This window comes from Pseudomonas sp. GV047, from assembly GCF_003058245.1.
Taxonomy (GTDB): domain Bacteria; phylum Pseudomonadota; class Gammaproteobacteria; order Pseudomonadales; family Pseudomonadaceae; genus Aquipseudomonas; species Aquipseudomonas marginalis.
The window spans coordinates 103,993-127,433 of record NZ_QCWA01000012.1 but is presented as its reverse complement, the minus strand read 5'-3'; the positions used below and the strand labels follow the sequence as shown (position 1 = coordinate 127,433).

At 61.9% G+C, this 23,441-nt stretch carries 18 protein-coding genes; 14 read left to right on the top strand and 4 right to left on the bottom strand.

The features are described from left to right. The first annotated feature begins 14 nt into the window (after positions 1 to 14). The 7 genes from C8K58_RS25855 to C8K58_RS25825 all read left to right on the top strand — a co-directional run bounded on the left by C8K58_RS25855 (position 15) and on the right by C8K58_RS25825 (position 8,429). Positions 15 to 1,460, top strand: a complete 1,446-nt coding sequence (locus C8K58_RS25855) for a carotenoid oxygenase family protein (RefSeq protein WP_027603547.1) — start codon at positions 15 to 17, stop codon at positions 1,458 to 1,460. A gap of 191 nt (positions 1,461 to 1,651) precedes the next feature. Further along, positions 1,652 to 2,503 carry a fumarylacetoacetate hydrolase family protein gene (locus C8K58_RS25850; protein WP_027603546.1) on the top strand — a complete coding sequence of 284 codons (852 nt, stop codon included), beginning with the start codon at positions 1,652 to 1,654 and terminating at the stop codon, positions 2,501 to 2,503. A gap of 3 nt (positions 2,504 to 2,506) precedes the next feature. Continuing rightward, positions 2,507 to 3,334, top strand: a complete 828-nt coding sequence (locus C8K58_RS25845; RefSeq protein WP_027603545.1) for an IclR family transcriptional regulator — start codon at positions 2,507 to 2,509, stop codon at positions 3,332 to 3,334. A 21-nt stretch (positions 3,335 to 3,355) separates the two neighbouring features. Continuing rightward, a complete protein-coding gene (locus tag C8K58_RS25840) occupies positions 3,356 to 5,017 on the top strand; it encodes a bifunctional 3-(3-hydroxy-phenyl)propionate/3-hydroxycinnamic acid hydroxylase (RefSeq protein ID WP_027603544.1) in 1,662 nt (553 codons plus the stop codon). Further along, the gene (locus C8K58_RS25835; RefSeq protein WP_027603543.1) at positions 5,014 to 5,862 is read left to right on the top strand and encodes a VOC family protein; all 849 of its coding nucleotides are present in this window, start codon (positions 5,014 to 5,016) and stop codon (positions 5,860 to 5,862) included. Before C8K58_RS25840 ends, C8K58_RS25835 begins: the two co-directional genes overlap by 4 nt. A 49-nt stretch (positions 5,863 to 5,911) precedes the next feature. Continuing rightward, positions 5,912 to 7,390: an aldehyde dehydrogenase family protein gene (locus tag C8K58_RS25830; protein ID WP_027603542.1), complete on the top strand. Its 1,479-nt coding sequence runs from the start codon at positions 5,912 to 5,914 to the stop codon at positions 7,388 to 7,390. Positions 7,391 to 7,448: 58 nt separating this feature from the next. Beyond that, a complete protein-coding gene (locus C8K58_RS25825) occupies positions 7,449 to 8,429 on the top strand; it encodes a helix-turn-helix domain-containing protein (protein ID WP_027603541.1) in 981 nt (326 codons plus the stop codon). Between the two features lie 16 nt (positions 8,430 to 8,445). Here the strand turns inward: C8K58_RS25825 and C8K58_RS25820 are convergent, their stop codons facing one another. Then, entirely contained in the window at positions 8,446 to 9,069 is a 624-nt protein-coding gene (locus tag C8K58_RS25820; protein WP_027603540.1) for a TetR/AcrR family transcriptional regulator, read from the bottom strand. Between the two features lie 150 nt (positions 9,070 to 9,219). Between C8K58_RS25820 and C8K58_RS25815 the strand changes: the two genes are divergently transcribed. The 6 genes from C8K58_RS25815 to C8K58_RS25790 all read left to right on the top strand — a co-directional run bounded on the left by C8K58_RS25815 (position 9,220) and on the right by C8K58_RS25790 (position 17,869). Continuing rightward, positions 9,220 to 10,431, top strand: a complete 1,212-nt coding sequence (locus tag C8K58_RS25815; protein ID WP_051429292.1) for an efflux RND transporter periplasmic adaptor subunit — start codon at positions 9,220 to 9,222, stop codon at positions 10,429 to 10,431. 18 nt (positions 10,432 to 10,449) lie between these two features. Next, positions 10,450 to 13,611 carry an efflux RND transporter permease subunit gene (locus C8K58_RS25810; protein WP_108574585.1) on the top strand — a complete coding sequence of 1,054 codons (3,162 nt, stop codon included), beginning with the start codon at positions 10,450 to 10,452 and terminating at the stop codon, positions 13,609 to 13,611. 1 nt (position 13,612) lies between these two features. After that, a complete protein-coding gene (adeC, locus tag C8K58_RS25805) occupies positions 13,613 to 15,064 on the top strand; it encodes an AdeC/AdeK/OprM family multidrug efflux complex outer membrane factor (RefSeq protein WP_108574584.1) in 1,452 nt (483 codons plus the stop codon). Positions 15,065 to 15,177: 113 nt separating this feature from the next. Further along, on the top strand, positions 15,178 to 16,113 hold the full coding sequence (locus tag C8K58_RS25800) for an ornithine cyclodeaminase family protein (RefSeq protein ID WP_092359150.1): 936 nt from the start codon (positions 15,178 to 15,180) through the stop codon (positions 16,111 to 16,113). Beyond that, the gene (locus tag C8K58_RS25795; protein WP_108574583.1) at positions 16,110 to 17,243 is read left to right on the top strand and encodes an FAD-binding oxidoreductase; all 1,134 of its coding nucleotides are present in this window, start codon (positions 16,110 to 16,112) and stop codon (positions 17,241 to 17,243) included. Before C8K58_RS25800 ends, C8K58_RS25795 begins: the two co-directional genes overlap by 4 nt. Beyond that, positions 17,243 to 17,869: a transcriptional regulator gene (locus C8K58_RS25790; RefSeq protein WP_027603534.1), complete on the top strand. Its 627-nt coding sequence runs from the start codon at positions 17,243 to 17,245 to the stop codon at positions 17,867 to 17,869. The genes C8K58_RS25795 and C8K58_RS25790 overlap by 1 nt, the downstream gene beginning before the upstream one ends. Positions 17,870 to 17,924: 55 nt before the next feature. On the opposite strand, the gene C8K58_RS25785 is transcribed toward C8K58_RS25790, so the two are convergent. After that, the gene (locus C8K58_RS25785) at positions 17,925 to 18,701 is read right to left on the bottom strand and encodes an ABC transporter substrate-binding protein (protein ID WP_027603533.1); all 777 of its coding nucleotides are present in this window, start codon (positions 18,699 to 18,701) and stop codon (positions 17,925 to 17,927) included. Between the two features lie 263 nt (positions 18,702 to 18,964). Here C8K58_RS25785 and C8K58_RS25780 point away from each other — a divergent pair, with 263 nt between their 5' ends. Continuing rightward, positions 18,965 to 20,647 (top strand): AMP-binding protein, encoded by a 1,683-nt coding sequence (locus C8K58_RS25780; RefSeq protein WP_092359158.1) that lies wholly within the window; start codon positions 18,965 to 18,967, stop codon positions 20,645 to 20,647. 53 nt (positions 20,648 to 20,700) lie between these two features. Here the strand turns inward: C8K58_RS25780 and C8K58_RS25775 are convergent, their stop codons facing one another. Continuing rightward, positions 20,701 to 21,975 carry a glucarate dehydratase family protein gene (locus C8K58_RS25775; protein WP_108574582.1) on the bottom strand — a complete coding sequence of 425 codons (1,275 nt, stop codon included), beginning with the start codon at positions 21,973 to 21,975 and terminating at the stop codon, positions 20,701 to 20,703. Beyond that, entirely contained in the window at positions 21,972 to 23,336 is a 1,365-nt protein-coding gene (locus tag C8K58_RS25770) for an MFS transporter (protein WP_108574612.1), read from the bottom strand. The genes C8K58_RS25775 and C8K58_RS25770 overlap by 4 nt, the downstream gene beginning before the upstream one ends. Positions 23,337 to 23,441: the final 105 nt, after the last annotated feature.

Sequence of the window (23,441 nt, the reverse complement as noted above, 5' to 3'; positions counted from 1 at the left end):
ATGAGGTCGTAGCCATGAGTACCCGATTCCCGCAAACCCCTGAATTTTCCGGGGCGCTGTATAGCCCCAGTCGTGTCGAAGCCGAGGTGCTGGACCTTGAGGTCGAAGGCACCCTTCCCACGTCCATCCTAGGCGTCTTCTATCAGGTGGCCCCCGACCCGCAATACCCGCCCATGCTGGGCAGCGATATGTTTTTCAACGGTGACGGGATAGTCAGCGGTTTCTATTTTGCTGACGGCAAGGTGTCCCTGCGGCGACGCTACGTGAAGACCGATCGCTTGCTCGCGCAGCGCCGTGAAGGCCGCTCCCTCAATGGCGTCTATCGAAACGCGTACACCAATGACCCACTGGCGGCCAAAAACAACACCACCGCCAATACGTCGGTGATCCCTCACAACGGCAGGCTGCTCGCACTCAAGGAGGACGCCCTGCCCTGGGCCATGGACCTGCAAACCCTGGAAACCCTGGGCGAATGGGATTTTGCCGGGCAAATCAAGTCGGCGACCTTTACCGCCCACCCCAAGATCGACCCCGTCACCGGCAACCTGCTGGCCTTCAGTTATGAAGCCAAAGGTGACGGCACGCCGGATATGGCGTATTTCGAACTCTCACCCGACGGCAATCTGCTCAAAGAGATCTGGTTCCAGGCACCTTATGCGGCGATGGTGCATGACTTTGCGGTCACCGAGCACTACGTCGTGTTCCCACTGATTCCGCTGACCGTCGATGTAGAACGCATGAAAAACGGCGGGCCGCATTTTCAGTGGCAACCTGATCTGCCGCAGTTGTTTGCCGTGCTGCCGCGCAATGGCAACGCGCAGGCTATCCGCTGGTTCAAAGGACCCAAGGACAGCTTTCAAGGCCACACCCTCAATGCCTTCGATCAAGACGGCAAAGTGTACGTGGACATGCCGGTTACTGGCGGCAACGTGTTTTATTTCTTCCCCCAGGCGGACGGTGCGGTGCCCGCCCCCGAGGACCTGCCTTCGAGCCTGATGCGCTGGACGTTTGATCTGAACGACGCGCGGGATGACGTCGAGCCGCAACCGTTGACCGACTACATGTGTGAGTTTCCCCGCTGCGATGAGCGCTATCTGGGTCGCCCGTACGAACACGGCTTTGTGCTCGCTTTTGATCCGACACTGCCCTACAACCCCGCAAACGGACCCATGCCCTTTCAGTTTTTCAACCAGTTGGCCCATCTGAACCTCAAGACGGGCAGCACCGACGCCTGGTTCCCAGGGGACAACAGTTGCTTCCAGGAGCCCATATTCATCCCTCGTTCCGCGGATGCCGAAGAGGCCGACGGTTACGTGGTCGCACTGCTGAATGTGCTGGACCAGGCGCGCAGCGAACTGGTGATCCTGGATTCGCGAGACATGGCCAGCGGGCCCATTGCGCGGATCAAGGTTCCGTTACGGATGCGCATGTCCCTGCACGGCTGCTGGGCACAGGGATAACCCTGGGCTAGACCCGACCGCCAGCACACCGAATGGCCTGCTCCCGAAGGCAGGCACGCGGCTGCGCGAAGGCAAAAAATATACATTTTTTCTGCAATTTGGGATTTAAGAAAAATCCCGCTTTACAGGATTTTTAAGCGCGAATAGAGTGAAATTCTGTCCACGCTTCCCTCGCCAACAAGGACTATCGAATGAAACTTGCAAGCTTCACCGTTGAAGGCCGTCCCACCTATGGCATCGTCGAAGGCGACCAGGTGGCTGATCTGGAATCGATGAAAAATACCCTCGGCGCGGATCTCAAGCAGGCGCTTGCCCTCGGCCGCCTGGGGTCGGTGAGCGATGAGCAGGTGTCGAGCCTGCCGCGCCGGGCACTGGCCGGCGTGACGCTGCTGCCGGTCATTCCAAACCCCGGCAAGGTGCTGTGCATCGGCATCAACTACGCGACCCACGTGCGCGAAACCGGGCGTGACATGCCGGTTTACCCAATGATTTTCACGCGATTTGCCGACAGCCAGACCGCTCACCTGCAACCCATCGTGCGGCCGACGGTCTCGCACAAGCTGGATTTCGAGGGCGAACTCGCCATCATCATTGGCAAGACCGCGCGCCACATCCGCAAAGCCGACGCCCTCGATTACGTCGCCGGCTACGCCTGCTACAACGATGGCAGCGTGCGCGATTGGCAAAAGCACACCCTTCAATTCGTCCCCGGCAAGAACTTCCCGAGCACCGGCGGGTTTGGCCCGTGGCTGGTAACCCGTGACGAAATCAGCGACCCGCAGAACCTCGAATTGACCACCCGGCTCAACGGCGAGGTCATGCAGCACACGTCCACGCGCGACATGATCTTCGACGTCGGCGCACTGATCGAATACTGCTCCACCTTTACCGAACTCGCCCCCGGTGACGTGATTGTCAGCGGCACCACCGGCGGGGTTGGAGCCTTCCGCGAGCCGCCGGTGTGGATGCAGCCCGGTGATGTGGTGGAAGTGGAGATCTCGCGCATCGGCACCCTGCGTAACACCATCGTCGACGAGCAATAAACCATGACCCTGATCGATGAATCATCCCAACCACCAGAGCGCGACACCAAGGGTTCCAGCCTGGAGCGCATGCTGCGCGTGCTGGATCTGTTTACCGAGGCGCAGCCGATCTGGGCGGTCGACGACATGGTCAGCGCGCTGGGGTTTACCCGCTCCACCGCCTACCGCTACGTGCGTGAACTGGCCGAGACCAATCTGTTGTTCCAGGTCGAGGCCGGGCGCTATGCACTGGGAGCCAGGATCATTACCTGGGACCGTCAACTGCGGCTCAGCGACCCGCTGGTACGCGCCGCTCAGCAACTGGAGGCCAACCTGCCAGGCTGGAGTGAGCAACAAGTCTGGCTGATCTGCCGGTTGTTCAAGGACCAAGTGGTGTGTGTTCACCAGTGCGGTGAATTGGCCAGCACCGTCAGCTATTCCCGTGGTTCGCCACGGCCGTTGTTCATGGGCGCGACCTCAAAAGCCATCCTTGCGCACATGAACGCCCGCCAGCACAGCCAGCTGTTTCTCGAGCACCCTGACGAGGTGCGCGCCAGCAACCTGGGTGCCACCTGGGAAGACTTCCGCCGCTCGCTGCAACGCTTGCGGCGCCAGGGCTATGTGGCCAGTGCAGGCGAAGTCGACCCCGGCGTGTACGGCCTGGCCGCACCGATATTCGACGGCGACGGCAAGGTGGTGGGCAGCCTCAGTTGCGTGCGCCCGGCAGCCGAGCGGCACAAGGCGCTGGAGCAGGAACAGGGTGAGCAGATGGTCGCGCTGGCCCACACCCTCTCGCGGCACATGCTCGCGCTGACCCACAGCGCCAACCCATCCTCCAAGCCATTGGACTGATGCAGTCGTAGGGGAACAACAATGACAACCCTGAACAGTATCAATACCCGTGTCCTGATCGTCGGTGCCGGCCCTACCGGGCTGACCCTGGCCAACCTGCTGGGCCAGGCCGGCGTGGATGCCTGGATTATCGACAGCAAACCGGGCACCGTCACCGAGCCTCGCGCGGTCTCGATCGATGATGAGTCGTTGCGCACCATGCAGGCCATGGGCTTGAGCCAGGCGGTGCTGGCGGACGTGGTGGCCGGCTATGGCGTGCATTACTTTACGCGCCCTGGCGGGCGGTGCTTCGGCAAGGTCGAACCCAGCGGCAAGCTATACGGTTTTCCCAAGCGCAATGCGTTCCGCCAACCGCTGTTCGAAAGCACGTTGAGGGCCGGCCTGCAGCGTTTCGCTTGCCTGACTGCACGCTTCAGCCACGAACTGCTGGAGTTCACCCAGGACGAGCACGGCGTGCGCGCGCTGGTCGTGGACGCCAACAAGGAACTGCTGGAAGTGCAGGCCGACTACCTGATCGCCTGTGATGGTGGGCGCAGCCCGGTGCGTAAACAGCTTGGGATCAATATGGTCGGCTCCAGCTTCGCCTCGCGCTGGCTGGTGGTGGACACCGATCAGGACGATGACCCGTTCTGGCAAACCCGCGTGTACTGCGATGCGCGCCGCCCGATCGTCGAGGTCCCCGGCCCGCATCGCACGCGGCGCTTCGAGTTCATGCTCAAGGACGGCGAAAGCGACGCGCAGATGCTCAGCCAAGCGCGATTGCAAGCTTTGCTACGCCCGTTCAAGGGCGATGCACCGCTCTCCATCGTGCGTAAAACCGTGTACACCTTTCACGCCCGCATCGCCGAACGCTGGCAAGTCAACCGTGTGTTGCTCGCCGGTGACGCGGCACACCTCACGCCGCCCTATGCCGGACAAGGCATGAACAGCGGCGTGCGCGATGCCCATAACCTGGCCTGGAAACTGATCGGCGTACTGACCGGGAAAATGGCCCCGGCCGTTTTGCTCACCTACGAAAGCGAACGCCGCGATCACGCGTGGGCATTGATCAAGCTCGCGCTGAACCTCGGGGTGGTGATGGCGCCCGCTACCGTGCTGCGGGCGCGATTGATCAGTGGTGCATTCTCGCTGATCGGGCGGGTACCGCCGCTGCGTGACTACTTCCTGCAGATGCGCTTCAAGCCAAAACCACGGCTGCGCCAAGGCCTGGTGCTCACCGCCGGTGCCGCGGGCGGCGTGCGCAGCGGGCAGATGTTCCCCCAGCCCAGCCTCACCGACAGCCAGGGCACTGAACGTCTGCTCGACGATTACATCGGTGCAGGTTTCGCCCTGGTCCAATACGGAGACCCTCATCGCGAACGCCTGGATCAATTGCAACACCCGCTCTGGGCGCACTTGGAGGTGAAGCGGATTCTGATCCTGCCAGGTTCCGTCAGCAAGCCGCCTGCCCTGCCGGGCTGCACGGTATTGCACGATCACGCCGGGGCGCTCGAGGCATTGCTCGGCGCCAGCGCCAGCTTCTTCCTGCTGCGGCCTGATCGCTACATCGCCGCGATTTTCCACAGCGCCACCGAGACAATCACTGCCGAGGCCTTGCAGTCCTTGCTGGGTGCCGTGCCCGCGGGCGATCGCACGCCCCGACCGTCCATCACAACGCCCGTTACGCTCGAGAGGTGCGTATGAACACATTGCAAACGTCCACCCCGGCTCGCCTGTGCTACTTGCACCTGGCGAGCAAAGACCCGCAACGGCAGATCGACTTCTATCAACGCATGATGGACATGCAGGGCCAGCCTCAAGCCGACGGCCACTGGCTACTCAGGGGACCTAATCGCGCCATGCTGCTCTCCCCGGCCGAGCACAGCGGCCTGCTGGCGGCGGCGTATGACCTGGCATGCCCAGAGAAACTCGCCATGCTGTACCGCCGCCTGCGCGAGCGCAACTGCACCACCGAAGACATCAGCTCGCCACTGCTCGCCCCGGGCGCCTTTGCAATACGCGATCCTCAAGGTCGCCAGACGATTTTTGGCGTATCCCAGGCACACACCCATGCCACCCCACCCGGCATGCCCGGCCGCCTGCAGCATGTGGTGTTCCAGACCACCGAGCTGGAAGCGATGATTGAGTTCTACGTCAACACCGTTGGCTTCACGGTGTCCGACAGCGTGGTCGACCAACAGAGCGGCCTGTTGATGGTGTGCTTCCTGCGTTCGGACGATGAGCACCATTCGCTGGCGTTCTTCCGCGGCTCGAAAAACGAGTGGGATCATCACTGTTACGAAACCAATGAATGGAATGACATTCGAGACTGGGGTGATCGCTTTGCCAAGGAGCGCATCAGCATTTTCTTTGGCCCCGGTCGTCATGGGCCGGGCGACAACCTGTTCTTCATGGTGGTGGATGCCGATCGCAACCGGCTGGAGTTCTCGGCGGAGCTGCAAATCACCGAAGCGAGCGACCCTCCTGGCACTTGGCCGCAAGAAGAACACACCCTCAATTCCTGGGGCCGCGCGTGGATCAGAACCTGAGCCCGTCTCGCTCTGAAACCACGTGCCCCACTGACCCAAAGGTAAAACCATGACTGCCCAACGCCCAACCCCTTACGCCCTCAATGGCGACCAGTTCATCGACGGCACCTGGCACACCGGTCGTTCCTCAGCACGGCTGGACGATCGCAATCCTTTCAACGGCGAGACATTGCTCGAAATGCCCCTGGCCAGCGTTGCCGACCTCGACGCGGCCTACGCAGCAGCACAACGCGCACAAACCCCGTGGGCGCAGTTGCATCCAACCACACGGGGCGCCCAGCTGGAAAAGCTCGCTCACGTCATCCAGCAACGCCGCGAAGAGATCATCGACTGGCTGATTCGCGAGTCCGGCAGTACCCGTATCAAGGCGACCATGGAGTGGCAATTCACCCTGAACCTGGTGCGTGAATGCATTGCGCTGCCCATGCAGGTGGAGGGGCGCATCCTGAGCAGCTACAAGCCCGGCGAACAAAGCTTCGTGTTCCGTGAGCCGCTCGGGGTGATTGGGGTCATCAGCCCCTGGAACTTCCCCCTGTACTTGAGCATGCGTTCGGTGGTTCCGGCGTTGGCACTGGGCAATACGGTGGTCCTTAAACCGGCCAGCGACACGGCCGTGACCGGCGGCCTGCTGATTGCGCACCTGTTCGAAGAAGCGGGTTTTCCCGAGGGCACGCTCAATGTAGTGGTCGGCGCCGGCTCGGAAATCGGCGATGCCTTTGTGGGGCACCCCGTTCCCAGCCTGATCTCATTTACCGGGTCTACCGATGTCGGGCGCAATGTCGGGCGCATCGCCACCGGCGGCCAGCACATCAAGCGGGTCGCCCTGGAGCTTGGCGGCAACGCGCCGCTGGTGGTGCTCGATGATGCGGATATCGACCTTGCCGCGCATGCAGCAGTGGTCGGACGCTTCCTGCATCAGGGCCAGATCTGCATGAGCGTCAATCGGGTGATTGTGGACCGTTCGCTCTACGCCGACTTCAGCGCGTTGGTGGTGGAGCGCGTGCGCAACTTGAAAACCGGCAACCCTAACCTCGCCGATACAGTGATTGGCCCGGTGATCAACCGCAGCCAGTTGGACGGCCTGCTGCGCAAGGTCAATGCCGCCGACAGCGCGAGCCTGAAGAAACTGCACGGTGGCCCCGCGTCCGGGCTGGTGCTGCCGCCCCATGTATACGGGGATGTCCCTTTCGACCACGAACTGGCGCACGATGAAACCTTCGGGCCCTTGCTGCCAATATTGATCGCCGACAATGAGGCACATGCCCTGACCCTGGCCAACGCCAGCGAATATGGGCTGTCCAGCGCCGTGTTCAGTAAAGATATGGCCCGCGCGCTGAATTTTTCCCGTGGCATCGTGGCTGGGATGACGCACATTAACGACATCACTGTGGACGACCAGCCCAATGCTCCGTTCGGTGGCGAAAAGAACTCCGGGCTGGGACGCTTCAACGGTCACTATGCCCTGGATGAATTCACCCGTGCGCACTGGGTGACCTGGCAAGCCGGGAGCCACCACTACCCCTTCTAGGAAACAGGGTGGGCCCACCCGGTGTGGCCCACCCCATAACAATAAAAAGAGGCGAACCATGAGCAATCTAGCCTGCGTTTCTACCGATCAAGTGATGCGCTCCGACCGCCTGATGAAGTGGAAGGAGTTTATGAGTGACAACCTCGGCCGCACGCCGGAGTACATCAAGCGCCTCGAGTCCACCTACATCGAACCTTTGCACGATGCCGATTTCCAGGGCCGCCTGGAATACGGCGATCTTGGAAAACTGCGTTTTTGCCGCATGACCGCCAGCGCGCACCGCTACTCCCGTCACCTGAGCAAAGCAGTCGAGGCACCCGATACGTCACGCATGTTGATTCTGCAAACCGCCGGCGTCAGTCATTTCCAGCAAGGCAAGCACAGCAACGCCTTGGCGCCCGACGAGTTGCTGGTGGTTGACTGCGCCCAACCATTCAACGTCAGCAGCCCACAAGGCTGTGAGCACTTCATCCTGTTGTTCAACGAAGGCGCCGGGCAGGCACTGGACGCTGACGACCTGCATATCAGCGCACGCAACGGGCTTGGGCGGATGTTGATGCACCTTATCGTTGACGCCTACAGCCAATATCCGCTGCTGAACAGCCAGTCGGCGGCGCTGATCGGCGACAGTATCGTCGGGCTTTTGAACAATGCGCTGGGCAACAAGCAGGAAGAGAAGAAGCTCGAACACGACTTCCGTCACTACAAGCAGAACCGCCTCAAGCGCTATATCGAACTTCACCTGGCCGACCGCGACCTGAGCATCGAGCGCATCGCGTTTGCCGAACACTGCTCCGTGCGCAGTCTGCATCGGGCATTCCAGGACGAATTCGGTTGCAGTGTCAGCGAGTACATCTGGCAACGCCGCGTGGCGCGCTGCGCGCAAGACCTACGCAACCGTGACCTCAGCCATCGCTCGCTCACCGACATTGCTTACGCCTGGGGCTATGGCAGCAGCGCTCACTTCAGTCGCCATTTCAAGGCAGCATTCGGCATGCCGCCCAGGCTCTACCGTGAAACGGCCAGCGCCGCCCAATGAGCCAGGCCGCGTTTCCCTAGGGGACAACGCTGTGAGGCCCGAGCGCATAGCCCGCCAGAAAGGTATCCAGCGCACGACTTACCGCTGCTCGTATATGGGCGGTCGAAGGCTTGCGGTTGACGCCCAACAGACAAGGAGTGACGGTCTCCGAATCCAACAGTGCCATCAGGTGGCAGGCTGCGACCTCCGGGTCGCACGGCCTGAGCTGGCCCGCCTCGATCCGGCGCGTCAGGAAACTGGCCACTTCGCGCATGCCTTTTTTCGGGCCCCGCTCGTAGAACCGCAAGCCGATGTCACTGCGACCCGACTGCGCGATGATCGCGCGGCGTGCCTGAATGGAAGCTTCCAGGCACAACACGGCCAGGGTGCGCTCGCCGAACTGCTGCAATGCATGCCGCAAGTCATCATGGTCCTTCTGCAACGCTTCGAAGATGGGCTCCAGGAAACGCTTGGCCATGCCATGCATGACCTCGACAAACAACTCCTCCTTACTGCTGAAGTACCCGTACAACGTCCCCTTTGATCCGCCCACTCGCGTGGCGATCTGCGTCATGGACGCACCATCAAAGCCGAACTCCAGAAAAACCTGCGCTGCAGCCTCGACGATGGACTCGCGTTTGGCTTCAGTCTTGACTCGCATAACCCTTGCTCCACTGCTTCCACAAACGCCCGGATGATACCCCAGGGGCGTTCATCCCGGTTGACGGCGCAAATTTACCTCAATACATTACCGTACGGTACGGTATTTAAATAACTAATCCGCTTCCTCCTTCCCGCCCTGGAGAATGCCTTGCGCCCGCCCCTGACTTACTTCTTAAGCTTCTTCGCAGCCTGTACTGCTGCTTGCTTTCTCACCGCCTGCGGCAAGCCGCCGGGTGGTCCTCCACCTGCACAGGGCAAACCGACCGTGGGGGTGATCACCGTGCAACCCCGGCATCTGGCGCTGACGACACAACTCCCCGGCCGCACCTCAGCGTACCTGGTCGCGCAGGTACGCCCGCAAGTTGCCGGGATCATCAAGACTCGCCTGTTCAAGGAAGGCAGCGATGTCACTGCAGGCCAGGCGCTGTATCAAATCGACCCGGCCACCTACAAGGCCACCCACGACAGCAATCTAGCAGCGCTCGCCAAAGCGCAAGCAACCCTCAAGACTGCGCGGCTCAAGGCCGAACGCTATAAGCAATTGCTGGCCATCCAGGCGGTCAGCCAACAGGACTACGATGATGCAAGCGCCTCCCTCGGCGAGGACGAAGCCCAGGTAGCATCAGCCAAGGCTGACGTTGAAAGCAGCCGTATCAATCTGTCTTACGCCCGTGTGGATTCACCGATCTCCGGGCGCATCGGCAAGTCGAGCGTCACCCCCGGCACACTGGTTACCGCCAGCCAGACCACGGAACTGGCGACGGTCCAACAGCTGGATCCCCTGTACGTCGACCTCTCCCAATCCAGCACCGCGCTGCTGCAACTCAAACACGCGATGGCCCGAGGCGAACTGCAAAAGAGCGGCGCCAACTCGGCCAAGGTGCAATTGCTGCTTGAAGATGGCAGCGCTTATCCGCACGAGGGCACCCTGGAATTCTCGGATGTCACCGTGGACCAGAACACCGGCACGATCACCTTGCGGGCGGTATTTCCCAACCCCGACGGCGAGCTGCTGCCCGGCATGTATGTGCGCGCGATACTGCAGGAGGCCGTCAAGGAAAACGCCCTGTTGGTGCCCCAGCAAGCGGTCTCCAGGGATGGTGCGGGCAAGCCGTTCGCCTATGTCGTCGACAGCGAGAAAAAACTGCAGCGTCGACCACTACAGACCGAGCGGGCAGTAGGCGATCAGTGGTTGGTGCAGGCCGGACTTGAGCCGGGGGACCAGCTTGTAGTCGACGGCCAGCAAAACGCCGCGCCGGGCCTGGAGGTGAATGTCACACCGTGGGTAACCAAACCGACTGACGACGCCTCCCACGTTGCCCCCCCTGCGCCAGCCATCAAGGCCACCGCGTCAAACTGACCTGCGAGAGAGCTACTCATGGCACGTTTTTTTATTGATCGCCCGGTGTTCGCATGGGTGCTGGCTATTCTCGTGATGCTGGCCGGCATCCTTTCGATCCTCACGCTGCCGATCGCGCAGTACCCGGATATCGCGCCTCCCGCCGTGGCAATTACTGCCACCTATCCCGGCGCGTCGGCCAAGACACTGGAAGACACGGTCACCCAGATCATCGAGCAGAAGATGAAGGGGCTGGACCGGTTGAGCTACATGTCATCCACCAGTGAGTCCTCCGGTTCGGCCACCATCACACTCACGTTCGAGAACGGCACCAACCCCGATACCGCGCAGGTGCAGGTTCAGAACAAGCTCGCGCTGGCAACACCGCTGTTGCCGCAAGAGGTGCAGAACCAGGGCCTGACGGTGACAAAGTCAGCGACGAACTTCCTCAATGTCCTGGCGTTTACTTCCGAGGACGGCAGCATGAGCGGCTCCGACCTCTCGGACTACGTGGCCGCCAACGTGCAGGATGCGATCAGTCGGGTTGAAGGGGTGGGCGACACCACGCTGTTTGGCTCACAGTACGCCATGCGCATCTGGCTCAACCCCGACCAGTTGGCCAACTTCAGCCTTACGCCAACCGATGTGAAAACCGCGATCCAGGCGCAGAACGTCCAGGTCTCCGCCGGGCAGTTGGGCGCCCTCCCCGCTACCAGCAACCAGCAGATCAACGCGACGATCACCTCGCAGACCCGCCTGAGAACGGCGAAAGAATTCGAGGACATCCTGCTGCGCACCCAGACTGATGGCTCTCAGGTGCGCCTGCGTGACGTTGCGCGCATAGAACTGGGCAGTGAAAGCTACACCAGTGCCGGACGTTACAACGCCAAACCCGCTGCGGGCCTGGCTATCAAGCTCGCCGCGGGTGCCAACGCCCTGGACACCGTCAAGGCGATAGACGCCCGGGTAGCAGAGCTTGAGCAATTCTTCCCGCCCGGCATGGCCGTGCAAAAGCCCTATGACACCACGCCCTTCGTGCGTATTTCGATCGAGGAGGTCGTACGTACCCTGGTTGAAGCCGTGGCACTGGTTTTCCTGGTGATGTACCTGTTCCTGCAAAACTTCAGGGCCACGTTGATTCCGACGATAGCTGTACCTGTGGTGCTGCTCGGCACCTTCGGCGTGCTCGCGACGTTCGGTTTCACGATCAATACGCTGACCATGTTTGCCATGGTACTGGCCATCGGTTTGCTGGTGGACGATGCCATTGTCGTGGTGGAAAACGTCGAACGGATCATGGCCCAGGAAGGGCTATCGCCGAAGGAGGCCACTCGCAAGTCAATGGGCCAGATCACCGGAGCCTTGGTGGGCGTCGCCCTGGTGCTGGCCGCCGTATTTGTGCCGATGGCGTTTTTCAGTGGTTCCAGCGGCGTGATCTACCGACAGTTTTCCATCACCATCGTCTCGGCCATGACGCTGTCGGTACTGGTAGCGCTGGTGCTCACACCCGCCCTGTGCGCAACGTTACTCAAACCCATTGAGCAAGGCCATGGCGCTGCTACCACCGGTTTCTTCGGCTGGTTCAACCGTTCGTTTGACCGAGGCAACCTTGGCTACCAAGGCATCGTGCGCCACATCGTGGGCAAGGGTTGGCGGTACATGCTGGTGTACGCCGTGGTGCTGGGCGCGGTGGTCTTCGGCTTCATGAAGTTGCCGGTCGGCTTCCTGCCCGATGAAGACCAGGGCACCCTGTTCGTACTGGTGCAATTGCCACCCGGTGCGACAGGCGCGCGTACCGATGAAGTCATTCATCAGGTCGAGCAACACTTCCTGGTCGATCAGAAAGATGCGGTCTCCGGCGTGTTCACAGTGTCCGGCTTCAGCTTTGCCGGCAGTGGCCAGAACACCGGCCTGGCGTTCGTCAAACTCAGGCCCTGGGATGAGCGCAAGGGTGACGCGCTCAGTGTGTCTGGTGTGTCCAGCAAAGCCATGGCTTACTTTTCGACGCTCAGGGACGCACGGGTATTTGCGTTCGCCCCGCCGGCCGTGGCGGAGTTGGGCAATGCCACCGGCTTCGACCTGATGCTGCAAGACCGCGCCAACCTTGGCCACGCAGCCTTGATGAGTGCGCGTAACCAACTGCTCGCCGAGCTCGCAAAAGACAAGCGCCTGGTGGCGGTGCGGCCCAACGGCCAGGAAGACGCGCCTGAACTGCAGCTCGAGATTGACCCGGACAAGGCCCAGGCACTGGGTGTGTCGATCGCCGATATCAATGACAATTTCTCGGCTGCCTGGGGCAGCAGTTACGTCAATGACTTCATCGACAAGGGCAGGGTCAAAAAGGTCATGCTGCAGGCGGATGCCACCTACCGCATGCTCCCCGATGACATCAATCGCTGGTACATCCGCAACAGTGACAGCGGCATGGTGCCCTTCTCTGCCTTTTCAAAGGCGGTGTGGGCCTCGGGGTCGCCTCGGCTTGAACGCTATAACGGCGTCCCGTCCGTAGAGATATTGGGCATGGCCATGCCTGGAGCCGCGTCCAGCGGCGAAGCACTGGCGATCGTGCAAGACGCCGTTGCCAAGTTGCCGACCGGCATCGGCTACGAATGGACTGGCCTGTCGCGCCAGGAAAAAGCCTCGACCGGCCAGACCGGCTTGCTGTACAGCCTGTCGATCCTGTTCGTGTTCCTGTGCCTGGCCGCACTGTATGAGAGCTGGGCGATTCCATTGTCAGTGGTGCTGGTAGTACCGCTGGGGGTGCTGGGGGCCCTGGTCGGCGCAATCCTGACGTGGAAAATGAACGACGTGTACTTCCAGGTCGGGATATTGACCACCATTGGCCTCGCCTCGAAAAACGCCATCCTGATCGTGGAGTTCGCCAAAGACCTCTACGCCGGCGGTCAGAGCCTGGTGGATTCAGCACTCGAAGCCGCGCGCATGCGCTTGCGTCCGGTACTCATGACGTCCCTGGCATTCATTCTTGGCGTGTTACCGATGGTATTGGGCAGCGGCGCGGGGGCCGGTGCACAGCACGCGTTGGGCAGCGCAGTGATCGGCGGCATGCTCTCCGGCACGCTCCTGGCGATTGTCTTTGTTCCGCTGTTTTTTGTACTGGTGATGCGCCTGTTCAAACCAAAAACCGTTGCGCCGACATCCACGCAATCCCCTGCCCAACCAGCCCCTGCACAAGGTCTCTGATATGCAACGGTTTACACGTTCTGTACTGGTAGTGGGGGCTCTGTTGAGCGGTTGCAGCCTGATACCGGCCTACCAGCCTCCACCCTCGCCCGTCCCGGCGACGTTCCCCGAAGACCAGGGCGTAGTGCCCACCGTGCCGGTCGCTGACCTGGGCTGGCGCGATGTGTTCACCGACCCGTCCCTGCAAAAGGTCATCGAGCTGGCCCTGGCCAACAACCGCGATCTGAGGGTGGCGGTGCTCAATATCGAAAAGGCTCGCGCCACCTACCGCGTTCAAGACGCGGCGTTATTTCCCAGCGTCGATGCCAGCGGCAGCTCCAGCGCCAGCCGCACACCGGCCGATCAATCCCAGACGGGCCAGGCCATGGTCACGCACAGCTACAGCGCGACGCTGGGCTTCAGTGCCTACGAACTGGACCTGTTTGGTCGCTTGCGCAGCCTCAGCGCGCAGGCACTCGAGCAATACTTCTCCACGGCTGAGAATCGCCGAAGCACTCAAATCAGCCTGATCGCGGAAGTCGCCACGGACTACCTCACACTGGCGTCCGACCAGGACCGACTCAAGCTGGTGCACGATACGCTCACCAGCCAGCAAGACAGCTACGCACTCGACCAGCGCATGTTCGACCTGGGTTCATCTTCCGCCCTCACCCTGAGCCAGGCACAGACCAGCGTCGAAACGGCACGCGTCGATGTGGAAAAATATACCGCTCAAGTCGCCGAGGACCTGAACGCATTGCGCCTGGTAGTCGGTGCCGATCTGCCAGCCGCGCTGCTGCCCAAGACCCTGCCCGAACGCTCGACAGCCGAAGCGAGCCCTTTGGCCAACATCCCGCCCGGCTTGACCTCGGACCTTCTGCAACGCCGCCCCGACATACTCAAGGCCGAGCGCGACCTGAAGGCCGCCAATGCCTACATCGGCGCCGCCCGTGCGGCGTTTTACCCAAGCATTACCCTCACGGCTTCGGCGGGGACTTCAAGCGCGAGTTTGTCGAACATGTTCAAAGGCGGTTCGGGAACCTGGAGTTTCGCGCCGCAACTCTCGCTGCCGATCTTCGATGGCGGTACCAACCAAGCCAACCTGGCCAGCGCCACAGCGGATCGAGACATCTATGTAGCGGACTACGAGAAGGCGATTCAAACGGCGTTTCGCGAAGTCAGCGATGCGCTCGCGCAACGCGGCACACTGGGGCGCCAGCTTGATGCACAGCAAGCGCTGGTAGATGCGACCGCCAGAAGCTATCGGCTGTCACAGGCACGCTTCAGTCAGGGGATCGACAGTTACCTCACGGTATTGGACTCGCAACGTTCGCTCTACACCGCGCAACAGGACCTGATCGGCACGCAGTTGTCGCGCCTGACAAACCTGGTGACCTTCTACAAAGTGCTTGGAGGAGGATGGGTCGAAACTCGCGGGGCCGTGGTCGCCAAGGTGAGCTCAGTGACAAACTGACCACCGTTGCTTCTAACGTAGGGGAGAAGGTCTGCAGATTTTTTGCGCCCAGTGGTTGCCCAATAAAACTAAAAGTCCATAATGGACAAATTAGTTTAATTTGGAAGCTCTCCATGTCCAGCCCCCCTTTTGTCATCAACCAAGCCCAGGCCCGCGAATTGCTCGCCCAAGTCGATGTACCGCAGATCCTGCTCACGCTGTTCCGCGCCCTGGCCGCCGGGCATGCGGTGCAACCGGCGCAGCAGTTAGTGGCGTTCCCCCACGGCGCGGGCGACTTCATCAATTACCTGGGCGTGCTGGCTGCAGAGGGGGTGTACGGGGTCAAGACCTCGCCGTATATCGTGCGCGAGCAAGGGCCGCTGGTAACGGCCTGGACGCTGTTGATGTCGATGCAAACCGGCGAGCCCCTGTTGCTGTGCGATGCCGCCGAGTTGACCACCGCGCGCACCGCCGCGACCACTGCGCTGGCGGTGGAGGCGTTGGCCCCGCAGGCAGCACGGCGCCTGGCGATCATCGGCAACGGCAAGGTGGCCCAGGCGCATCTGCACTACGTGAAAAACCTGCGGGACTGGCAGAGCATCAGTGTGTTTTCGCCCAGCCTGGCCACTGCCAATACCGACGCCATCAAACGCCTGGATCCACGCTTGAGCGTCGCCGACAGCTGCGATGCGGCGGTGGCCGACGCCGATGTGATCCTGCTGTGCACCTCATCGGCCGGCCCGGTGATCGACCCGTCGCGCTTGAGCAAGCCGGCGCTGATCACCTCGATCAGCACCAACGCCCCGCGTGCCCATGAAGTGCCGCCCCAGAGCCTCAACGCCATGCAGGTGTTCTGCGACTATCGCCAGACCACCCCCGGCTCGGCCGGCGAGATGCTGATCGCCGCTGAACAGCACGGCTGGGACAAAAACGCCATCGTCGGCGACCTGCCCGAACTGCTCAGTGAGCAGGTACAGCGCCCGCCCTATGACCGCCACGTATTTTTCCGTTCCATCGGCCTGGGCCTGGAAGACATCGCCCTGGCCAATGCCCTATGGAGACTGTTATGAGCCACGCCGACTTCATCATCATCGGCGGCGGCATTGCCGGCGCGTCCACGGGTTTCTGGTTGTCGCAGCATGCCAAGGTGCTGGTGCTGGAGCGTGAATCCCACCCGGCCTATCACTCCACCGGACGCTCGGCGGCGCTCTACACGGCGGCGTATGGCACCCCGCAGGTGCGGGCGTTGACCCAGGCCAGCCGCGCGTTTTTCGATAACCCGCCGCCGGGTTTCTGCGAGCACCCGCTGCTGACGCCGCGCGGCGAAATGACCGTGGACTTCAACGGCGACGCTGCCGAATTGCAGGCCCAGTACCTGAGCGCCAAGGCCACGGTGCCCCAGGTCGAACGGCTCACGGCGGATGAAGCCTGCGCGCGCCTGCCGATCCTGCGCCGGGAAAAAGTCCATGGCGCGCTGTATGACCCGACCGCCAGCGACATCGACACCGACGCCCTGCACCAGGGCTATCTGCGCGGTATCCGACGCAATCAGGGCGAAGTGCGCACCGACAGCCACGTGCTGGGCTTGAGCCGTGACAGCGCGGGCCTCTGGCACGTAAGCACCCAGGACGGGACCTACACCGCGCCGATCATCATCAACGCCGCCGGCGCCTGGGCCGATCATATCGGCGGGCTGGCGGGCGCCGCGTCCATCGGCCTGCAACCCAAGCGGCGCTCGGCATTTATCTTCGCCGGCCCCGAAGGCGTGGACAGCCATGCCTGGCCGATGCTGGTGGCCCTCGACGAAGCCTTCTACATGAAGCCCGACGCCGGCATGTTCCTCGGCTCGCCGGCGAATGCCGACCCGGTGGAGCCCCAGGATGTACAGCCCGAAGAGCTGGACATCGCCATGGGCATCTACCAGATCGAAGAAGCCACCACCCTGAGCATCCGCCGCCCGACGCGCACCTGGGCCGGCCTGCGCAGCTTTGTGCACGATGGTGATTTGCTCAGCGGCTTCGACCCGCTGGTACCCGGCCTGTTCTGGGTGGCGGCGCAAGGCGGTTATGGGATCCAGACATCGCCCGCCATGGGCCAGGCCAGTGCAGCGCTGGTGCGCGGTGAAGCGTTGCCGGAGGCACTGACACGGTTCGCCCTCGACGCTGGTATGCTCTCCCTCGCCCGCCTGGAGCCCCATTGATGAACAGCGCCGAACACGAAAAAGTCCTGCAGAATTTCCGTGCGATTGCCGATGCAATCGCCACGCTGTTCTTCCCCCACGCCGAAGTGGTGCTGCATGACCTGCGCACGCAAAAAGTCGATTACATCGCCAATAACCTGTCCAAACGGGGCATTGGCGACGACTCGGCGCTGGAGGACATGCTCAGCGCCGACGTCAGCGACGTGAATATCGGCCCCTACGAAAAGCTCAATTGGGATGGCCAGAAAATCCGCAGCCTGAGCACCGTGCTGCATGACCACACAGGTCGCCGGCTGGCAGTGCTGTGCATCAACCTGAATATCTCACTGTTCGAAAACGCCAAGGCCGCGCTGGACCTGTTCCTGTCGCCGAGCAAGCTGATCCCGCAACCGGACTCGCTGTTTCGCGATGACTGGCAGGAGCGCATCAACACGTTCCTGCATGCCTGGATGCGCGAGCGCCAACTGAGCCTGAACCTGCTCACCCGTGACCACAAGCGCGAGTTGGTACTGGCGCTGCATGCCGAAGGCGCGTTCAAGGGCAAGAGCGCCTCGAACTATGTGGCCAATGTGCTGGGCATGGGGCGGGCCACGGTCTACAAGCACTTGAAGGAACTCAAGGGCTGATCAAATGTGGGAGGGGGCTTGCCCTCTCCCACCACATTTTGCCCGCGCAGGACGCTCAATCGCCGTAGATATCGGCCTTGAAGTACTGCTGTGAAATCTTCTGGTATTCCCCACTGGCGCGAATGCCGTCGATGGCGCTGTTCAGTTCGCTGACCAGCGCGGTATTACCCTTGCGCACCGCGATCCCGGCGCCCTCGCCCACGTATTTCGGGTCCTTGAGTTCCGGGCCGACAAACCCATAGCCCTTGCCCCGAGGCATCTGCAAAAAGTCATTCAAGGGAATGGTGTCGGCAAAGATCGCATCCAGCCGGCCTGCCGCCAGGTCCATGTAGATCTCTTCGTTATTGCTGTAGCGCTTGACGTTGATGCCCTTGGGTTCGAACACCTCGGTGGCGTAACGGTCGGTGGTGGTGGCGCGCTGCACACCCACGGTCTTGCCCTTGAGGCTGGCGTACTGGTCGTCCACCACGGCACCGTCCTTCATCACCAGGCGCGACGAGGTGAAGTAGTACTTGTGGGAGAAATCCACCGACTTCTTGCGATCGTCATTGATGGTCATGGACGACAACGCCATGTCGATTTTCTTCACCTTGAGGGAAGGAATCAGGCCGTCGAATTCACCTTCGACCCACACACACTTGACCTTCATCTGCGCGCACAGCGCATTGCCGATGTCGTAGTCGAAGCCGACGATCTTGCCCTCTTCGGTCTTGGACGCAAACGGCGGGTAAGCCGCTTCGATGCCGATACGCAGGGTTTTCTCGGCGGCCAGCAGCTGGCTGGAGGCGATCAGGCCCAAGGCCAGGGCGGTGATGAGGGAGAGTTTCTTCATGGTCGTGTCTCGCGAGTTGTTATTGGTTTTGGCAAGCGTGAAGAAAAAGCTGGAGCGGGTATTTTGTACTTATAATTCCATACTGGACTTTTACGTATCACCCGTCAATCACTCCTCGCCAGCCCTTATCGCCCATGACTTTTTTGCACAACGCTCCGGTGTTTTTGAGCGTTTTGCTCTTATTTATGCGTGCCTATACTCGGTCCAGCCTCTCGGTGCACCCGAAGGGCCAGTCCCCACAACAATAATTAAGGACACCGACCATGACCCAGTCCTTCCTGGCTGCCCGGGATTTCCTGCTCGCGCACCGCACCGACTACGCCACCGCCGCCCGGGATTTTCGTTGGCCACAGCTGAGCGAATTCAATTGGGCCCTGGACTACTTCGATGCCATCGCCGAGGGCAATGCCGCCGACGCGCTGTGGATCGTCGAAGAGGACGGCAGCGAGCAGCGCTACAGCTTCCAGCAACTGGCCGCGCGTTCCAACCAGGTGGCCAACCACCTGCGCGCCCTCGGCGTGAAGCGTGGCGAGCGCGTGCTGCTGATGCTCGGCAACGATGTGGCGCTGTGGGAAACCATGCTGGCGGCCTTCAAGCTCGGCGCGGTGGTGATCCCCGCCACCGCCCTGCTCAACCCCGTCGACCTGCACGACCGCATCGAGCGAGGCCAGGTCCGCCACCTGGTGGTCGGCGCGGCGCATGTCGGCAAGTTCGAGGGCCTGGGCGAAGGTTGCAGCCGCGTCTGCGTGGGAGCGGCGCCGACTGGCTGGGTCGCGCACAGCGCCGCCTTCGAATACCCCGAGCGGTTCGAGGTCGAGGGCCGTACCTTGGCCACGGACCCGATGCTGCTGTATTTCACCTCCGGCACCACCTCAAAACCGAAGATGGTGCTGCACAGCCACCAGAGCTATCCGGTCGGCCATCTGTCGACCATGTACTGGATCGGCCTGCAACCCGGCGACCTGCACCTGAACATCTCCTCGCCGGGCTGGGCCAAGCATGCCTGGAGCTGCCTGTTCGCGCCGTGGAATGCCGGCGCCTGCATTTTTATCCATAACGTCGCGCGGTTCAGTGCCCAGGCATTGCTCGGCGCGCTGGAGCAGTACCGGGTGACCAGCCTGTGCGCCCCGCCCACGGTGTGGCGCATGCTGATCCAGGAAGACCTGGCCAGCTACAAAACACGCCTGAACCTGCGCGAACTGGTGGGCGCCGGTGAACCGCTGAACCCGGAGATCATCGAGCAGATCCAACAGGCCTGGGGCCTGCCGCTGCGCGACGGCTTCGGCCAATCGGAAACCACCGCCCTGGTCGGCAACACCCCGGGCCAGTTGCTCAAGCCAGGCTCCATGGGCCGCCCGTTGCCGGGCTATCAGGTGGCCCTGCTGGACGCCGACGGCGTGCCGGGCACCGAGGGTGAAGTCGCCCTGCCCCTGGATATACGCCCACTGGGCCTGATGCTCGGCTACGAAGACAGCCCGGAGAAAACCGCCGAGGTGATGCGCGACGGTTACTACCGCACCGGCGACACCGCGCAGATCGACGCCGACGGCTACATCACCTTCGTGGGGCGCGCCGACGACGTGTTCAAGGCCTCCGACTACCGGATCAGCCCCTTCGAGCTGGAAAGCGCACTGATCGAACACCCGGCGGTGATGGAAGTGGCCGTGGTGCCCAGCCCCGATCCGTTGCGCCTGGCGGTGCCCAAGGCGTTCCTGATCCTGGCCCACGACGCCCCGGGCAGCGCCGAGCTGGCACGCCACATCCTTGAGTTCGCCCGCGAGCACCTGGCGCCCTACAAGCGGGTGCGGCGGATCGAGTTTGTCAGCGAATTGCCCAAGACCATTTCCGGCAAAATCCGCCGGGTGGAGTTGCGGCAGATGGAGGTGGTGCGACGCCAGAGTGATACACGGGGTGAACAGGAGCACTTCGAAGAAGATTTCAGCTAAAAAAACCCCGGCGGCCGCTAAAGGCTCCACCGGGCAAAACGAAGCGACCAGCTTCAGAAACGCGGTTTGACGGTCTTCCAATCCGGTTGATAGCGCTGCATCTGCTTCACGTCGTCGCGCTGGCGAATGCCGCAGCTGAGGTATTGGTTATGCAGCTTGCCCAGTTGGTCAGGGTCCAGTTCCAGGCCCAGCCCCGGTGCGCGGGTGATCTTCACGCAGCCGTCGACAATCGGCAGTTTGCCGCCCTTGATCACTTCTTCGTCCGGTTCTTGCCAGGGGTAGTGGGTGTCACAGGCGTAGTCGAGGTTGGGCACCGACGCGGCCACGTGGGCCATGGCCATCAGGCTGATGCCCAGGTGTGAGTTGGAGTGCATCGACACGCCCAGGCCAAAGGTCTGGCACATCTTCGCCAATACCTGGGTGTCGCGCAGGCCGCCCCAGTAATGATGGTCGGCGAGCACGATCTGCACGCTGTCCAGGGCCACGCTGCGGCGGAACTCATCGAAATCGGTGACCACCATGTTGGTCGCCAGGGGCAAGCCGGTGCGTTTGTGCAACTCGGCCATGCCTTCCAGGCCGGGGGTCGGGTCTTCGTAATACTGCAGGTCATCGCCGAGCAGTTCGGCCATGCGGATCGAGGTTTCCAGGGACCAATTGCCATTCGGATCGATGCGCAGCGGCACACCGGGGAAGGCCTTTTTCAAGGCCTTGATGCACGCCACTTCATGCTCAGGGTCCAGCGCACCGGCCTTGAGCTTGATGCTTTTGAAGCCATAGGTGTCGATCATCCGCCGCGCCTGGGCGACGATCTGTACTTCGTTGAGGGCTTCGCCCCAACTGTCGGGTTTATAGGGCGAGTCGATGTGCTCGGCATACTTGAAGAACAGGTAGGCGCTGAACGGGATCCGGTCGCGGATCGCGCCGCCCAGCAGGTCCACCAGCGGCACATTCAATGAGTGCGCCTGCAGGTCGAGAAACGCCACCTCAAACGCCGAATAGGCATTGCTCACTGCCTTGCTCGCATGGGAACCGGGGGCCAGTTCGGCGCCGGCAATGCTCGCGGGTTTGTGCGCCGCCACGGTGGCCTGCACGATGGCGCGCAGTTGGTTGAGGTTGAACGGATCGAGGCCGATCAGTTGGTCCTTGACCTGTTGCTGGATCGCCAGCGCCGGGGCATCGCCGTAGCTCTCGCCAAGGCCGATGTAGCCGGTGTCGCTCTCGATTTCGATGATCGAGCGCAGCGCGAAGGCTTCGTGGATACCGCTGGCGTTGAGCAGCGGCGGGTCGCGGAACGCGATGGGGGTGACGGTGACGCGGACGATTTTCAAGAGGCGGCTCCCTGTGGGCCTGGACGCAAGGCGTGATGATGAGTCGGTTTGGAGGTGGGCGGCACACCGGGCCGTGGTGCGGTGCGCGCAAAAAACACCACCACCGCGGCCACCAGCGAGGTCGCGGCCAGGCCATACAGTCCGCCTTCAATCGAACCGGTGGTCTGCTCCAGCAGGCCGAAGGTGGTGGGTGCAACAAAACCGCCGAGGTTGCCGACCGAATTGATCAAGGCGATCACCGCCGCGGCGATGCGCGCATCCAGGTAACCCTGGGGGATCGGCCAGAACAGCGCCGAGGCGGCCTTGAAGCCAATCGCGGCAAAACAGATGGCCACAAACGCAAACACCGGCCCGCCGGTGGTGGACATGAACATGCCGACGGCGGCGATCACCAGCATCAGCGCCACCCACGCCTGCTGGTGTTTCCACTTGCTCGCCAGGGCAGCGAACCCATACATGGCGACGATGGAAATCAACCACGGGATCGAGTTGAACAACCCCACCTGGAAGTCGCCCAGGTTGCCCATTTTCTTGATCATGCTCGGCAGCCAGAACGTGGCGCCGTAGATGGTCAGGGCGATGGAAAAGTAGATAAAGCAGAACAGCGCGATCTGTTTGTCGGCCAGCAGCTTGAAAATCGACGGCCGCACGCTCCGGGTGGCTTCGCGGGCCGTTTGCTCAAGCGCGATGGCCGTCACCAGTGCGTGCTTTTCTTCGGCGCTGAGCCACTTGGCCTGATGGGGATGAGACTGCAACCAGAACCACACAAACCCGCACAACAGGATGGAGGCAAAGCCCTCGATCAGGAACATCCACTGCCAGCCATGCAGGCTCAAGCCGCTGACGTTGAGCAACGCCCCCGACACCGGCCCGGAAATCACCGAGGCGATGGCCGAACCGCTGAGGAAAATCGCCATCGCCTTGCCGCGCTCGGCGGCCGGCAGCCATTGGGTGAAGTAGTAGATGATGCCGGGGAAAAAACCGGCTTCGGCCGCGCCGAGCACGAAGCGCAGGATATAGAAACTGGTTTCGCCTTTGACAAAGGCCATGGCCATCGCGGCCGCGCCCCAGGTGAACATGATGCGCGTCAACCAGGCCCGTGCGCCGTAGCGCTGCAGCAGCAGGTTGGACGGCACTTCGAAGATCGCGTAACCGATGAAAAACAACCCGGCACCCAGGCCATAGGCGGCGGCGCCAATGCCCAGGTCGGTCTCCATATGGCTGCGCACAAAGCCGATATTGACCCGGTCGATGTAATTGACGATGAACATCACCACGAACAACGGCAGCACATGGCGCTTGACCTTGGCGGCTGCGCGGGCGAGCACGCTCGGGTCGGGCGGATTCTGGACGGTATCCAAGGGCAACTCCCACTCATTGTTTTTTTAGGGACGCACCGATGATGGACGCCGGGGATTGTTCCCGTCTAATCTAACTTGGCATTCGATTGATACCTGGATTAGATC